A 14,467-nucleotide genomic window follows, 5' to 3' on the forward strand; every position below is an offset into this window, starting at 1 on the left:
TACCCTTGTGGCGTGGCAGCCGTCGATCCTTCCGAAGAGCTCAAGAACCTCGACTCGACCATGGCGTCGATCGAGGCAGTCCTCGACCTGGACAAGATCCGGGCCGATATCGCGACCCTGGAGGAGGAGGCAGCCGCCCCCACCCTGTGGGACGACGTCGCGAACGCACAGAAGGTCACCAGCAGGCTCTCCTTCCTCCAGGGCGAGCTGCGCAAGGTCGAGACCCTCCGCGGCCGGGTCGAGGACCTGGGCGTCCTGTTCGAGCTCGCCGAGGCCGAGGACGACGCGGACACCCGCGTCGAGGCCGAGAACGAGCTGGTGGCCGTCAAGAAGGCCGTCGAGGAGCTGGAGGTGCGTACGCTGCTCTCCGGCGAGTACGACGCCCGCGAGGCCCTCGTCAACATCCGCGCCGAAGCGGGTGGCGTGGACGCCGCCGACTTCGCCGAGCAGCTGATGCGCATGTACCTGCGCTGGGCCGAGCGGCACGGCTATCCGACCGAGGTCTACGACACCTCGTACGCCGAAGAAGCCGGCATCAAGTCCGCGACCTTCACCGTCAAGGCCCCCTACGCCTACGGCACCCTCTCCGTCGAGCAGGGCACCCACCGCCTGGTGCGCATCTCCCCGTTCGACAACCAGGGCCGCCGGCAGACCTCCTTCGCCGGCGTCGAGGTGCTCCCCGTCGTCGAGCAGGCCGACCACGTCGACATCGACGAGGGCGACCTGCGCATCGACGTGTACCGCGCCTCCGGCCCCGGCGGCCAGGGCGTCAACACCACCGACTCCGCAGTCCGCATCACCCACCTGCCCACCGGCGTGGTGGTCTCCTGCCAGAACGAGCGCTCGCAGATCCAGAACAAGGCCTCGGCGATGAACGTCCTCCAGGCCAAGCTGCTGGAGCGGCGCCGCCAGGAGGAGCGCGCCGCGATGGACGCGCTCAAGGACAGCGGCAGCTCCTGGGGCAACCAGATGCGCTCCTACGTCCTGCACCCGTACCAGATGGTCAAGGACCTGCGCACCGAGCACGAGGTCGGCAACCCGCAGTCCGTGCTGGACGGCGACATCGACGGCTTCATCGAGGCCGGCATCCGGTGGCGCAAGCAGCGCGAGAGCTGACGCTGCGAGGGAGGGTGCCGGTCGAGATGAACGTTGAGCGCGGCATCGAGGCCGGCATCCGGTGGCGCAAGCAGCGCGAGAGCTGACGCTGCGAGGGAGGAGGCCGGTCGAGATGAACGTTGAACGCGGCATCGAGGCCGGCATCCGCCGACGCAGGCAGCGCGAGAGCTGACAGGCACGAACAGTAAGGGCCCCACCGCTTCGAGCGGTGGGGCCCTTCCCGTTCGTACAGGTTCCGGGTCAGCGCATCAGCAGCGCCAGCGCGAGCACTGCGGCGCACAGGACGGCCAGGAGCACCGTCGGGTTGAGCGTGGCGAACGGCCCGTGCTGCTCCTGCTGGAGCCGGGCGCGGTTGGCGCGACACACCGGGCAGCGGCCGTCGATGACGCGGCCGTTGCAGTTGGCGCACACCAGTTGGTCGCAGGTCATGCGTGTCCTCCTTGCTGCATAAGCCAACGTGCCGGAGGCGGCTTCGGTTCCGACTCTCCTACCACTGTGCCAGGTTCCGGACACCTGGGCCCCCGGTGGGGAAGGGTTGTCGATCTGTGACGTAGCTCGCAATTCCGGGCCCGGATCGGAACCCGGTCACCCGAAACCCCGGGCGGTAGTCGCCCGGTTACTGCGGGTACGCAAGGACGTCGCGTAAGGTCACTGGCTCCGATCCACCTAGGATGGCCCCCGTGATGCAGCCGTGATCAGATTCGACAACGTCTCCAAGACCTATCCCAAGCAGAACCGTCCGGCCCTGGACAACGTCTCGCTGGAGATCGAGAAGGGCGAGTTCGTCTTCCTGGTCGGTTCGTCCGGTTCCGGCAAGTCGACGTTCCTGCGCCTGTGCCTGCGCGAGGAGCGCCCGTCCACCGGCGCGGTGCACGTGCTGGGCAAGGACCTGGGCAAGCTCTCCAACTGGAAGGTGCCGCACATGCGGCGCCAACTGGGCACGGTCTTCCAGGACTTCCGCCTGCTGCCGAACAAGACCGTGGGGCAGAACGTGGCGTTCGCCCTGGAGGTCATCGGCAAGCCGAAGAGCGCCATCAACAAGGTGGTGCCCGAGGTGCTCGACCTGGTCGGCCTCGGCGGCAAGGAGGAGCGGATGCCCGGCGAGCTGTCCGGCGGTGAGCAGCAGCGCGTGGCGATCGCCCGGGCGTTCGTGAACCGGCCGATGCTGCTGATCGCCGACGAGCCGACCGGAAACCTCGACCCGCAGAACTCGGTCGGCATCATGAAGCTGCTGGACCGGATCAACCGGACCGGCACCACCGTGCTGATGGCCACTCACGACCAGGCGATCGTCGACCAGATGCGCAAGCGCGTCATCGAGCTCGACAAGGGTCTGCTGGTCCGCGACCAGGCCCGCGGCGTCTACGGCTACCAGAGCTAGAAGAGAGAAGCATGCGCGCCCAGTTCGTTCTGTCGGAGATCGGCGTCGGTCTCCGCCGCAACCTGACCATGACGATCGCCGTCGTGGTCAGTGTCGCGCTCTCGCTCGCCCTCGCCGGTGCCTCGCTGCTGGTCCGCGACCAGGTCAACTCCATGAAGGACTACTGGTACGACAAGGTCGAGGTCAGCATCTACTTCTGCGCGAAGGCGGACCACAACTCGCCCCAGTGCGCGGCCGGTGCGGCCACCGACGACCAGATCCAGGCGGTCAAGGCCGAGCTGGACAAGCACACCGAGCTGGTCCAGAGCGCCACCTTCGAGAGCCCGCAGGAGGCGTACCAGCACTTCAAGGAGTCCAACCCGGACAACCCGCTGCTCCAGGCGGTCGGGGGGGACTCGCTGCCGGCGTCCTGGCGGGTCAAGCTCAACGACCCGACCAAGTACGACGTGATCCAGAGCCAGTTCGCGGGCAAGCCCGGCGTCAAGTCGGTCGAGGACCAGCGCAAGATCCTGGAGAACCTGTTCGGCCTGCTGCGCGGCCTGCAGACCGCGGCGTTCGTGATCATGGCGCTGATGCTCTGCGTGGCGCTGCTGCTGATCGTCAACACCGTTCGCGTCTCGGCGTTCAGCCGGCGGCGTGAGACCGGCATCATGCGACTGGTCGGCGCGTCCAACTTCTATGTGCAGATGCCGTTCATCGCGGAGGCCGCGTTCGCCGCGCTGCTCGGTGCGGCGCTGGCGTCGCTGCTGCTGGTGGGCGGGCACTTCTTCGTCCAGGGATGGCTGGCGAAGAAGGTGCTGTTCATCAACTTCATCGGCCTGTCCTCGGTGTTGGCGGTCATTCCGCTGCTCGTGGTGGTCGGTATGGCGATGGCCGGCATCGCGGCGTTCTTCACCCTCCGCAAGTACCTGAAGGTCTGACGGTCCGTCGGAGCATCCGGCGAGTGGGCCTACACTCGCCGGTATGCCGACCGCACCGCGAGTACGCCAGGGGATGACCCTCGGCCTGGTGTTCGGCGCCGTGCTGTTCGCCGGAGCCGCTTCCGGGGCCTGGGGCGAGCCGATCGGTTCGCCCCGGGCCCCGTCGTCGTCCGACGGGGCCCGCGGCACCGACCTGTCCGGCGCCGATCTGAGCCCGCAGGAGGCCCGGCAGCTGGTCGGCGCCAGCGGCGACCGGTGGGCGGCGTACCTCAGCCCGCAGCAGTACCGGGACTTCACCGGCGGCCGCTACCCGGGCGTCGGACTGTCCGTGGACCGCGCCGCCGACGGCCCCACCGAGGTGGCCGAGGTGCTGCCGGGTTCGCCCGCCGCCCGGGCCGGCATCACCGCCGGCGAGAAGCTGGTCAGCGTGGACGGCGTCCCGGCCGACCGGCTGCCGGTCACCGAACTGGTGTCGCGGCTGCGCGGCGACCGGGCCGGCAGCGCGGTCGCGGTCGGGGTGCAGGACGTCGACGGGCAGGTGCGCGAACTCCGGCTGACCCGGGCCGAACTGGCCGCCCGCGAGGTCGAGGTCGACCACCCCCGCCCCGGGGTGGCGCGGATCGCGGTGCACGCCTTCACCGAGGGCGTGGCCGACCAGGTGCGCGCCGCCGCGTCCGGCGCCTGCGGCGTGGTCCTGGACCTGCGCGGCAACTCCGGCGGCCTGGTCGAGGAGGCCGTCGGCGCGGCCTCCGTGTTCCTCGACGGCGGCCCGGTGGCCACCTACCAGGCGCGCGGCGAGCACCGCGAGCTGACCGCCGCCCCCGGCGGCGACACCGCCGTCCCGCTGGTGGTGCTGGTCGACGGCGGCACCATGAGCGCCGCCGAACTCCTGGCCGGCGCCCTGCAGGACCGCTCCCGGGCGCTCCTGGTCGGCGAGCGCACCTTCGGCAAGGGCACCGTCCAGCAGCCCAGCCGGCTCGCCGACGGCTCGGTGGTCGAACTCACCGTCGGCCGCTACCAGACCCCCGCCGGCCGCTCCCCGGACGGCACCGGCGTCCAGCCCGACGTCCCCGCCCCCGCCGGCGACGACGCCGGGACGGACGCCCTGGCACTGAAGGTACTGGAGGGGCTGAGCCCGTCCGGCGCGCCGTAAAGGGGCTGCCGAGGCCGCCCCCGAGGTGCGAGAATGACCGAGCTATGGCAAAGGAAACGGGCAAGAAGCTGGTCGCGCAGAACAAGAAGGCGCGGCACGAGTACACCATCCTCGACACCTACGAGTGCGGCATGGTGCTCACCGGAACCGAGGTCAAGTCGCTCCGCGAGGGCCGGGCCAACCTGGTCGACGGCTACGCGTACATCCAGGGCGGCGAGGCCTGGATCGACAACGTCTTCATCCCCGAGTACACCCAGGGCACCTGGACCAACCACTCGGCGCGCCGCAAGCGCAAGCTGCTGCTGCACAAGATGGAGATCCGCAAGCTCGAGTCCAAGGCCAAGGAGACCGGCCACACCCTGGTCCCGCTGTCCCTGTACTTCAAGGACGGCCGCGCCAAGATCGAGATCGCCCTCGCCGTCGGCAAGAAGCTCTACGACAAGCGGCAGACCCTGCGCGAGCGCCAGGACCGCCGCGAGTCCGACCGCGCGGTGGCCGCGGTCCGCCGCCGGCAGGGCTGACCGGCCGACTCCCGGCAGCACGTGTCGCAGGTTCGTCACCGTCCCGCCCGTCGGGCCGCTGGGCCGCGGTCCGGACGCCTACCATCCCGGAGTGGACATCTCGCTTCTGGACGGGTGGTTCCCGTGGGCGGTGCGCGCGCTGGCCGTTGCCGCGCTGCTGGCCGTGATCTGTCGCCGCGAGCGCCCCTGGTGGCGGCGCCGACTGCCGGTGGCGGCCGGCGTGGCCGGCGGGGCGGCGGCGCTGCTGGCGGTCGGGGTGGTGGAGCTGTCCGGCATCACCGATCCGCTGCCGACGACGCTCTGGGTCTGGCTCGGCGTGGCGCTGCTGGCCGTCCTGGCCCCGGTGCTGGGCCGGCGCGGGTCGCGCTGGTGGCAGTGGGCGGCGGCGCCCGTCGCGGTGCTGCTGGCGGTGCTGGCCGGGGCGAACACGCTGAACGCGGCGACCGGCTACTACCCGACGGTCGGTGACGCGGTCGGCGAGCTCTCCGGCGCCCCGGTGCCCGACCAGATGACCCTGGACCAGGCCCTGCACACCACCGGCCGCACCGGCACCGGCCGGGTGGTCGCGGTGGACGTCCCCGCCGTGCCGAGCGGCTTCGCGCACCGGCAGGAGCTGGTGTACCTGCCGCCGGCCTGGTTCCGCAGCAAGGCGCGGCCCAAGCTGCCGGTGGTGGAGATGGTCGGGGGCGAGTTCGCCGCCCCCGACAACTGGGTGCGGGCCGGCAACGCGGTGAAGACCGCCGACGAGTACGCGGCCGAGCACAACGGCTTCGCCCCGGTGCTGGTGTTCGCGGACGCCACCGGCGGCTTCAAGGTCGACACCGAGTGCGTGGACGGCCCGGCCGGGAACGCCGCCGACCACCTGGTCAAGGACCTGCCGAAATACGTCGAGAAGACCTTCAACGCGTCCGCCGACCCGAAGAAGTGGGCGATGGCCGGCTGGTCGATGGGCGGTACCTGCGCGATCACCCTGACCGCCGCCCACCCCGAGGTGTTCGGCCACTTCCTGGACATCTCCGGCGACCTCGGCCCGTACATCGGCGACAAGCAGCAGACCATCGAGAAGCTGTACGGCGGCAACGCCGCCGCCTGGGCCGCGTACGACCCGCAGACCGTCCTGGCCGCGCACCGCGGCAAGTACCGGGGCGTCACCGGCATGTTCGAGGTCGGCGACCAGGAGAGCGGGCAGCTCGCGCACGCCAAGCTGCTGGAGGCGGCGGCCGGGAAGGCCGGGCTGACCACCCGGCTGAGCGTCGAGCCCGGGCGGCACGCCTGGCAGTTCGCCGCAGGTGCGTTCGAACGCCAGCTGCCTTGGCTGGCCCAGCAGTTGGGCACCCCGGGGGCGGTCGGGAAGAACCCGCCGGCCGCCGCCGGTTAATGCGCTGGACCCTTGACGCGCCGCCCGAGTACTATGGCAGCGCATCACCCGGAGGGCCCGCCCACCGGGAGCTGTTTGTCAAAAAAACATGGGGATGATCGGTTTCGACAGTGGCTGTCGAAACAGGAGAAGCGAGCCGAGGAACGCGGCAATGATCTCGTTAACCATCTGTCGCAAAAAAATAATCGCCAACTCTAAGCGCGATTCCCAGCAGTTCGCTCTCGCTGCCTGATCAGCGAAAGTGAATGGGTGTCAGCCCGGGGCGTTCCCGACCCGGATCCTGGCATAATCTAGGGAACTCAACCTTCCACCCCGGCCGCGGGGGTGGCGGGGAAATCAAACAGTGGCTGGGCCTGTTGGCGGCTTGTCCGCGTGACCGCCAGGGCCGAGAAACTCACAGCGGACTGCGCTCGGAGAAGTCCTGAATCCTCTCCACTGGACCCGGGTTCGATTCCCGGCATCTCCACCACCCCATGTGCATCGCAGAGCCGTCCTCCGTCCGGAGGGCGGCTCTCGTGCGTTCCGGGCCGTCCGAGTGCGGGGGTGCTCGTCCGGGGAACAGTTCATCCCGTAAGATCGTCCGTCCGCCTTTTTCTCCGCACCTCTGGGGGCTCCTTGGGCGCGCACGGCTCTGCCGAGCACCACACCGACACTGTCCGCGACCGCGAGATCGCGGGGGAGCAGCAACACCTCGACACCGTCTACCAACGGCTGGAGGAGAAGCTCGCCGAGGCGGAGTACATCCTGGAGGACGCCGCGAAGCGCGTGCAGGTCGGGACACCCGGCGCGCTCGCCGAACGCGACGCCCAGGTGTACCGCGCGGGCGCGCACCTGCAGCGGCTCAACAACGAGTTCGAGGACTTCCTCTTCGGGCGCATCGACCTCCAGCAGGCCGACGCCCCCGAGGAGCACGGAATCCCCTCGCAGACGCCGATGGACCCGGCCGACCCGGTGGTCGCCGAGAGTCTGCACATCGGCCGGCTCGGCGTGCTCGACGCCGAGTTCGGCCCGCTGGTGATCGACTGGCGGGCCCCGGCGGCCGCACCGTTCTACCGGGCCACCCCGCTGGAGCCCGGCCGGGTGATCCGCCGCCGGGTGATCCGCTCCAAGGGCCGTAAGGTCATCGGCGTCGAGGACGACCTGCTGCGCCCCGACCTGACCCCGACGCTGGACGGCGAGGAACTCGCCGTGGTCGGCGACGGCGCGCTGATGGCGACGCTGGGCCGGGCCCGCGGCCACACGATGCGCGACATCGTGTCGTCCATCCAGAAGGAACAGGACGAGGTGATCCGGGCCGCCGCGGCCGGCGCCACCCTGGTCACCGGCGGCCCCGGCACCGGCAAGACCGCCGTCGCCCTGCACCGCGCCGCGTTCCTGCTCTACCAGGACCGCCGCCGCTACGCGGGCGGCATCCTGGTGGTCAGCCCGACGCCGCTGCTGGTCTCCTACACCGAGGGCGTGCTGCCCTCGCTGGGCGAGGAGGGCCAGGTGGCGATCCGCGCGGTCGGCAGCCTGGTCGACGGCATCGAGGCCACCCGCTACGACAGCCCCGAGGTGTCCCGGATCAAGGGCTCCTCGCGGATGGTGCAGCTGCTGCGCCGGGCCGCCCGGGCGGCCCTGGAGCTGGGCGCGCCGAACGAGCTGAAGGTGTTCGCCCGCGGCCAGGCGCTGCGGCTGGACGCCGGCCGGCTGAAGACCGTGCGCGGCAACGTGGTGGGCGGCGGCGGCACCCCGCTGAACCTGCTGCGCCCGCGGGCCCGCCGCCTGCTGCTGGACGCGCTCTGGTCGGAGGCGGTCCGCGACCTGCCGAAGCCGGTCAGCTACGCCGAGCGCGAGCAGCGCCAGGAGGAACGCGAGTCCTTCGACGAGTACGTCTCGGACGAGGCGGCGTTCCTGGACTTCCTGGACGCCTGGTGGCCGGCCGTCACCCCGCGCCGGGTGCTGGCCACGCTGCGCCAGCACCGGCACACCAACCGGATCGCCCGCCGCGCCGTCACCCCGGAGGAGTCCCGCCTGCTGGCGGCGTCCTGGCGGCACCTGGACGACCGGGGCGCCGGCGAGCTGTCGGCGCACGACGTCGCGCTGGTGGACGAGCTGCAGGTGCTGCTCGGCGAGCCGGCCCGCCCGAAGGTCCGCGAGGTCGACGCGATCGACCTGCTGACCGGCCTGGAGGAGGTCACCACCTACGGCGAGCGGGCCTACGGCCGGCGTGAGCGCGAGCGTGTTCCGGAGGAGCGCCGCGAGTACGCGCACGTGATCGTCGACGAGGCGCAGGACCTCACGCCGATGCAGTGGCGGATGATCGGCCGCCGCTCCCGGATGGCGACCTGGACGATCGTCGGCGACCCGGCGCAGTCGTCCTGGCCGTTCCCCGAGGAGGCGCAGGCGGCGATGGGCGAGGTGCTGGCGGGCAAGCCGCGCCGCCGGCACACGCTGACGGTGAACTACCGCAACCCGGCGGAGATCGCCGAGGTGGCGGCGAAGGTGCTGGCGCTGGCCGCGCCGGGCACCCCGTCGCCGAGCGCGGTCCGGGCGACCGGCGTGCACCCGCGGTTCGCGGCGGTCCGGGAGACCGACGCGGAGTCCTTCGGCCGGGCCGCCCGGGCCGAGCTGGAGCGGCTGCTGGCCGAGGTGGACGGCACCGTCGCGATCGTCGTCCCGATGGACCGCCGTGCCGAGGCCGCGGCCTGGGCCGAGGGCCTGGGCGGGCGGGTGGTGGCGCTGGGCAGCCTGGAGGCCAAGGGCCTGGAGTACGACGCCACCGTGGTCGCCGACCCGACCGGCATCGCGGGCGAGTCCGAGGCGGGCCTGCGGGTGCTGTACGTGGCGCTGACCCGCGCCACCCAGCGGCTGACGGTGCTGTCCGGCCCGGACGACCTGCCGGACGCCGCCGGAGTCCCGGCCCTGCTGAAGTAACGCGAAGGCCCCCACCAGGAGGTGGGGGGCCTTCGTGAAGCTGAACACCGACCCGCCATGCTCGCCTCGCGGCAAGTGGTCCCTCGAAGGGACGAAGGTTGGGCCCGGGGGCTTGGATCGAGCCGGTGCCGTTCCAATGTAACGCATCCGGGCCCGTGGGCAAGGAGGCCGCCGGTCGGGGCCGGGCCCGGTTTGTCGGATCCGCACACTCAATGAACGTTATTTCTGGCTAGCCCTCGGTAGGTGCGACGATCGAGTCCTAGCATGCTGCGCGATTACCAGGCCGTACACGGTCTGCTGATTCTAGGAAGAAGGACGTCGATGGCGACGGTGCCCAGTGTCTCGAACTCGATCACGGTCCGGTTGGAGGTGCCGGCCACCGGCAACGCGGTGAGCTCCATCACCACCGCGGTCGAGTCCTCCGGCGGGTCGGTCACCGGCCTCGACGTCACCGCCTCCGGCCTGGAGGCGCTGCGGATCGACGTCACCGTGGCGGCGTCCTCGGTGGCGCACGGCCAGGAGATCGTGGAGAAGCTCCGCACGATCGACGGCGTCACCATCGGCAAGGTCTCCGACCGTACGTTCCTGATGCACCTCGGCGGCAAGATCGAGATGTCCTCGAAGCTGCCGATCCGCAACCGCGACGACCTCAGCATGATCTACACCCCGGGTGTGGCCCGGGTCTGCATGGCGATCGCGGAGAACCCCGAGGACGCCCGCCGCCTGACCATCAAGCGCAACTCGGTCGCGGTGGTCACCGACGGCTCGGCGGTGCTGGGCCTGGGCAACATCGGCCCGCAGGCCGCGCTGCCGGTGATGGAGGGCAAGGCGGCGCTGTTCAAGCGCTTCGCCGGCATCGACGCGTGGCCGCTCTGCCTGGACACCCAGGACGCCGACGAGATCGTGGCGATCGTCAAGGCCATCGCCCCGGGCTTCGCCGGCATCAACCTGGAGGACATCTCCGCGCCGCGCTGCTTCGAGATCGAGGCCCGGCTGCGCGAGGCGCTGGACATCCCGGTCTTCCACGACGACCAGCACGGCACCGCGATCGTGGTGCTGGCCGCGCTGACCAACGCGCTGAAGGTGGTCGGCAAGGAGATCGGCGAGATCCGGGTGGTGATGAGCGGCGCCGGCGCCGCCGGCACCGCGATCCTCAAGCTGCTGATGGCCGCGGGCGTCGCCCACGCCACCGTGGCGGACGTGCAGGGCGTGGTCCACCTGGGCCGTGAGGACCTGAACGAGAACCTGCGCTGGATCGCCGAGAACACCAACCGCTCCGGCCGCACCGGCACCCTCAAGGAGGCGGTGGCCGGCGCCGACGTGTTCATCGGCGTCTCCGCCCCGAACGTGCTGGACGGCGACGACCTGGCCACCATGGCGAAGGACGCGATCGTCTTCGCGCTGGCCAACCCCGACCCGGAGGTCGACCCGGCGGTGGCCCGGCAGACCGCCGCGGTGGTCGCCACCGGCCGCAGCGACTTCCCGAACCAGATCAACAACGTGCTGGTCTTCCCGGGTGTCTTCCGCGGCCTGCTGGACGCCCAGTCCAGCAGCGTCGACACCGAGATGATGCTGGCCGCCGCCCGCGCGCTGGCCACCACCGTCACGGACGACGAGCTGAACCCGAACTACATCATCCCCAGCGTCTTCCACCCGGGTGTCGCCAAGACCGTCGCCTCGGCCGTCCGGGACGCCGCCGTGGCGGCCCGTGGCGACGCGGAGACGGCCCCCTCGAAGCCCACCCCGGGCATCGTCGGAACGCTCGACACCGCCGCGTTCCCGGCCGTTCAGCTCTGAGTCGGTGAGCGCCCGGCGCGTTCGCCGCACCCCGAATGCGGCGAACGTGCCGGATCCCTTGCGACACAAGGGAAAGGGGCGTGTTTGGGCTTGTCGGTGCCAGGGCGTACGGTAGCCCTGCGACGGGGTGGCGTGTCCGACAAGTACGGAACGTCCCTTGTTGTGCCACGGCGTGTCGTCCCGGCCGCCGCCCGCCCCGGACACCCCGGAGCCGACGGAGCGTCACACCTCTGTCCGGCGGACGCTGTTCGGGTCAACCACGCCGGTGCCCGATTGGCTTTCTCAGTGCCGGTCGGGGCAGGATTCGTACCCAGGCGGGCAGTTTGCGGCGCTTCGCGGTGCGAGCCCGGCCCCTGACCACCCCTCGCCTGAACGAGCACCGTCGCGCGGACCGGCCACGCCTCCGCGCACGGCAGAGCAACAGACCACAGGAGTACACATGAACCGCAGTGAGCTGGTGGCCGCGCTGGCCGAGCGCGCCGAGGTGACCCGCAAGGACGCCGACGCCGTGCTGGCCGCCTTCGCCGAGATCACCGGCGAGGTCGTCGCCAAGGGCGACGAGAAGGTCACCATCCCCGGTTTCCTGACCTTCGAGCGCACCCTGCGCGCCGCCCGCACCGCCCGCAACCCGCAGACCGGCGAGCCGATCCAGATCGCCGAGGGCTTCAGCGTCAAGGTGAGCGCCGGCTCGAAGCTGAAGGAAGCCGCGAAGGGCAAGTGACCCTCCGCTGAACGCACCGGTGGCCGGTCTCCCCGAGGGGAGACCGGCCACCGGCCTTTTGGCGCCCGTGTGTCAGGCGGTCAGCTGGACCTCGGCCGGCTCGACGTCCGACGGCAGCTCGATGTGCGCGCCCAGGTCGCGCAGCTTGTCCATGAAGTTCTCGTAGCCGCGGTTGATCAGGTCGATGCCGTGCACCGTGGAGGTGCCCTCGGCGGCCAGCGCCGCGATCAGGTACGAGAAGCCGCCGCGCAGGTCGGGGATGACCAGCTCGCCGCCCATCAGCTTGGACGGGCCGGAGACCACCGCGGAGTGCTTGAAGTTGCGCGCGCCGAACCGGCACGGGGTGCCGCCCAGGCACTCGCGGTACAGCTGGATGTGCGCGCCCATCTGGTTCAGCGCACCGGTGAAGCCCAGCCGGGACTCGTACACCGTCTCGTGCACGATCGACAGGCCGGTGGCCTGGGTCAGCGCCACCACCAGCGGCTGCTGCCAGTCGGTCTGGAAGCCCGGGTGCACGTCGGTCTCCAGGGCGATCGCCTTGAGCTCGCCGCCCGGGTGCCAGAACCGGATGCCCGCGTCGTCGATCTCGTAGGCGCCGCCGACCTTCCGGAAGGTGTTCAGGAAGGTCATCATCGGGATCTGCTCGGCGCCCCGGACGTAGATGTCGCCCTTGGTGGCCAGCGCGGCGCACGCCCAGGAGGCCGCCTCCAGGCGGTCCGGCAGCGCCCGGTGGGTGTAGCCGTCGAGCTCGTCCACACCGGTGATCAGGATGGTGCGGTCGGTGCCCAGCGAGATGATCGCGCCCATCTTCTGCAGCACGCAGATCAGGTCGACGATCTCCGGCTCGATCGCGGCGTTGCGCAGCTCGGTGACGCCCTCGGCGAGCACCGCCGTCAGCAGCACCTGCTCGGTGGCGCCGACCGACGGGTACGGGAGCTCGATCTTGGTGCCGCGCAGCCGCTGGGTGGCCACCAGGTAGGTGCCCTGCGGGTGCTTCTCGATGGTCGCGCCGAACTGGCGCAGCACCTCGAAGTGGAAGTCGACGGGCCGGCCGCCGATGTCGCAGCCGCCCAGGCCCGGGATGAACGCGTGGCCGAGGCGGTGCAGCAGCGGGCCGCAGAACAGGATCGGGATGCGCGAGGAGCCGGCGTGCGCGTCGATGTCCGCCACGTTGGCGCTCTCGACGTGCGACGGGTCGAGGATCAGCTCGCCCTCCTCGTCGCCGGTGCGGACGGTGACCCCGTGCAGCTGCAGCAGGCCGCGGACGACCTTGACGTCCCGGATGTCCGGAACGCTGCGCAGTCTGCTGGGGCCCTGGCCGAGCAGTGCGGCGACCATGGCCTTGGGGACCAGGTTCTTGGCGCCGCGGATCTGGATCTCGCCTTCGAGCGGGTTTCCGCCGTGGACCAGCAGGACGTCGTCGGTCATCGTTCTCGCAATCCGGGTGCGCAGGGGAGGTTTTCGGCTGCGGAGCTGAGGGAACGGCCCTTCGCCACCTCATAGATGGTAGAGGGTGGGCGATTGGTTCCCGTGTGCCCTATTGGTGATCATGCTGTAAGGGGTGCCGAGCGGCACCGCCATTGCGCCGGACGGGTGGTGCTGTCCACGGCCTGCCGGGTGTCCCGCGGGCCCCGTCGGGAGGCATCATGGCAGGCATGGAAGCGGCCCCCGTGCTCACCGGCCGACTGCTCGTGGCGACGCCCGTGCTGACGGACCCGAACTTCGCCAGGTCGGTCGTCCTGCTGCTCGACCACGACGCCCAGGGGGCGCTCGGCGTGGTCCTCAACCGGCCCACCCCGGTGGACGTGGCCGCCGTGCTGGACGGCTGGGCGGCACTGGCCGGCGATCCGGCGGTGGTGTTCCAGGGCGGGCCGGTGGCGCTGGACTCGGCGCTGGCGATCGCCGTGGTGCCCGGCGAGGAGACCCACCCGGGGCCGCTCGGCTGGCGGCGGGTGCACGGGGCGATCGGCCTGGTCGACCTGGAGGCCCCGCCGGAGGTGCTGGCCGGGGTTCTCGGCGGCATGCGGGTGTTCGCCGGCTACGCGGGCTGGTCGCCCGGCCAGCTGGAGCAGGAGATCGCCGAGGGCGCCTGGTACCCGGTGGAGTGCGAGGCCGGCGACGTCTCCTGCGCCGAGCCGGACCGGATGTGGCGGTCCGTGCTGCGCCGTCAGCGCGGGCCGCTGGCGATGCTCGCCACCTACCCGGACGACCCGACGATGAACTGACCGGCGGGCGGCTCCCGCATGGTGGCCGGGTTCCGGGCGGCCCCCATAGACTTGGCACCCATGAGCACTCTTGAGCCCGAGCGCGGCCTCGGCACCGGCACCCTGGTCGAGCCCGTCCCGCAGACTTCGCACGGGGACGGCGACCACGAGCGCTTCGCCCACTACGTCCAGAAGGACAAGATCATGGAGAGCGCGCTCTCCGGGTCCCCCGTGGTGGCGCTGTGCGGCAAGGTCTGGGTGCCCGGCCGCGACCCGAAGAAGTACCCGGTCTGCCCGATGTGCAAGGAGATCTTCGACGGGCTGAACAACCCGGGCGGGGACGACAAGAAGGACTGACCG

At 71.1% G+C, this 14,467-nt stretch carries 13 protein-coding genes and 1 other RNA gene; 12 read left to right on the forward strand and 2 right to left on the reverse strand.

The window, feature by feature from the left end:
- Window positions 1-12 precede the first annotated feature (12 nt).
- The gene (prfB, locus tag ACIQF6_RS26985; RefSeq protein ID WP_400899432.1) at window positions 13-1,116 is read left to right on the forward strand and encodes a peptide chain release factor 2; all 1,104 of its coding nucleotides are present in this window, start codon (window positions 13-15) and stop codon (window positions 1,114-1,116) included.
- 240 nt (window positions 1,117-1,356) lie between these two features.
- Here prfB and ACIQF6_RS26990 read toward each other — a convergent pair whose 3' ends face one another.
- A complete protein-coding gene (locus ACIQF6_RS26990; protein ID WP_043914202.1) occupies window positions 1,357-1,545 on the reverse strand; it encodes a hypothetical protein in 189 nt (62 codons plus the stop codon).
- Between the two features lie 262 nt (window positions 1,546-1,807).
- Between ACIQF6_RS26990 and ftsE the strand changes: the two genes are divergently transcribed.
- From ftsE to ACIQF6_RS27035, 9 genes are all read left to right on the forward strand, one after another.
- Window positions 1,808-2,497, forward strand: a complete 690-nt coding sequence (ftsE, locus tag ACIQF6_RS26995; RefSeq protein ID WP_033253741.1) for a cell division ATP-binding protein FtsE — start codon at window positions 1,808-1,810, stop codon at window positions 2,495-2,497.
- Between the two features lie 11 nt (window positions 2,498-2,508).
- On the forward strand, window positions 2,509-3,417 hold the full coding sequence (gene ftsX / locus ACIQF6_RS27000) for a permease-like cell division protein FtsX (protein WP_400899435.1): 909 nt from the start codon (window positions 2,509-2,511) through the stop codon (window positions 3,415-3,417).
- A gap of 43 nt (window positions 3,418-3,460) precedes the next feature.
- Window positions 3,461-4,570, forward strand: coding sequence for a S41 family peptidase (locus ACIQF6_RS27005; RefSeq protein ID WP_400899437.1), 1,110 nt, complete (start codon window positions 3,461-3,463; stop codon window positions 4,568-4,570).
- A gap of 44 nt (window positions 4,571-4,614) precedes the next feature.
- Window positions 4,615-5,091, forward strand: coding sequence for an SsrA-binding protein SmpB (gene smpB / locus ACIQF6_RS27010; protein WP_400899439.1), 477 nt, complete (start codon window positions 4,615-4,617; stop codon window positions 5,089-5,091).
- Window positions 5,092-5,182: 91 nt separating this feature from the next.
- Window positions 5,183-6,469 (forward strand): alpha/beta hydrolase, encoded by a 1,287-nt coding sequence (locus ACIQF6_RS27015; RefSeq protein WP_400899441.1) that lies wholly within the window; start codon window positions 5,183-5,185, stop codon window positions 6,467-6,469.
- A 90-nt stretch (window positions 6,470-6,559) separates the two neighbouring features.
- Window positions 6,560-6,938, forward strand: a transfer-messenger RNA (tmRNA) gene (ssrA, locus tag ACIQF6_RS27020).
- Between the two features lie 146 nt (window positions 6,939-7,084).
- Entirely contained in the window at window positions 7,085-9,385 is a 2,301-nt protein-coding gene (locus ACIQF6_RS27025; RefSeq protein ID WP_400899443.1) for a HelD family protein, read from the forward strand.
- A 321-nt stretch (window positions 9,386-9,706) separates the two neighbouring features.
- Window positions 9,707-11,182 (forward strand): NAD-dependent malic enzyme, encoded by a 1,476-nt coding sequence (locus tag ACIQF6_RS27030; RefSeq protein ID WP_400899445.1) that lies wholly within the window; start codon window positions 9,707-9,709, stop codon window positions 11,180-11,182.
- 439 nt (window positions 11,183-11,621) lie between these two features.
- Window positions 11,622-11,903 carry an HU family DNA-binding protein gene (locus ACIQF6_RS27035; protein WP_014136004.1) on the forward strand — a complete coding sequence of 94 codons (282 nt, stop codon included), beginning with the start codon at window positions 11,622-11,624 and terminating at the stop codon, window positions 11,901-11,903.
- A gap of 72 nt (window positions 11,904-11,975) precedes the next feature.
- Here the strand turns inward: ACIQF6_RS27035 and murA are convergent, their stop codons facing one another.
- A complete protein-coding gene (gene murA / locus ACIQF6_RS27040) occupies window positions 11,976-13,331 on the reverse strand; it encodes a UDP-N-acetylglucosamine 1-carboxyvinyltransferase (protein ID WP_400899447.1) in 1,356 nt (451 codons plus the stop codon).
- A gap of 218 nt (window positions 13,332-13,549) precedes the next feature.
- Between murA and ACIQF6_RS27045 the strand changes: the two genes are divergently transcribed.
- Both ACIQF6_RS27045 and ACIQF6_RS27050 read left to right on the forward strand, forming a co-directional pair.
- Window positions 13,550-14,128, forward strand: a complete 579-nt coding sequence (locus ACIQF6_RS27045) for a YqgE/AlgH family protein (protein WP_400899449.1) — start codon at window positions 13,550-13,552, stop codon at window positions 14,126-14,128.
- 60 nt (window positions 14,129-14,188) lie between these two features.
- Window positions 14,189-14,464, forward strand: coding sequence for a DUF3039 domain-containing protein (locus tag ACIQF6_RS27050; RefSeq protein WP_030459614.1), 276 nt, complete (start codon window positions 14,189-14,191; stop codon window positions 14,462-14,464).
- Window positions 14,465-14,467 lie beyond the last annotated feature (3 nt).

It is taken from the genome of Kitasatospora sp. NPDC092948 (assembly GCF_044754805.1).
GTDB lineage: Bacteria > Actinomycetota > Actinomycetes > Streptomycetales > Streptomycetaceae > Kitasatospora.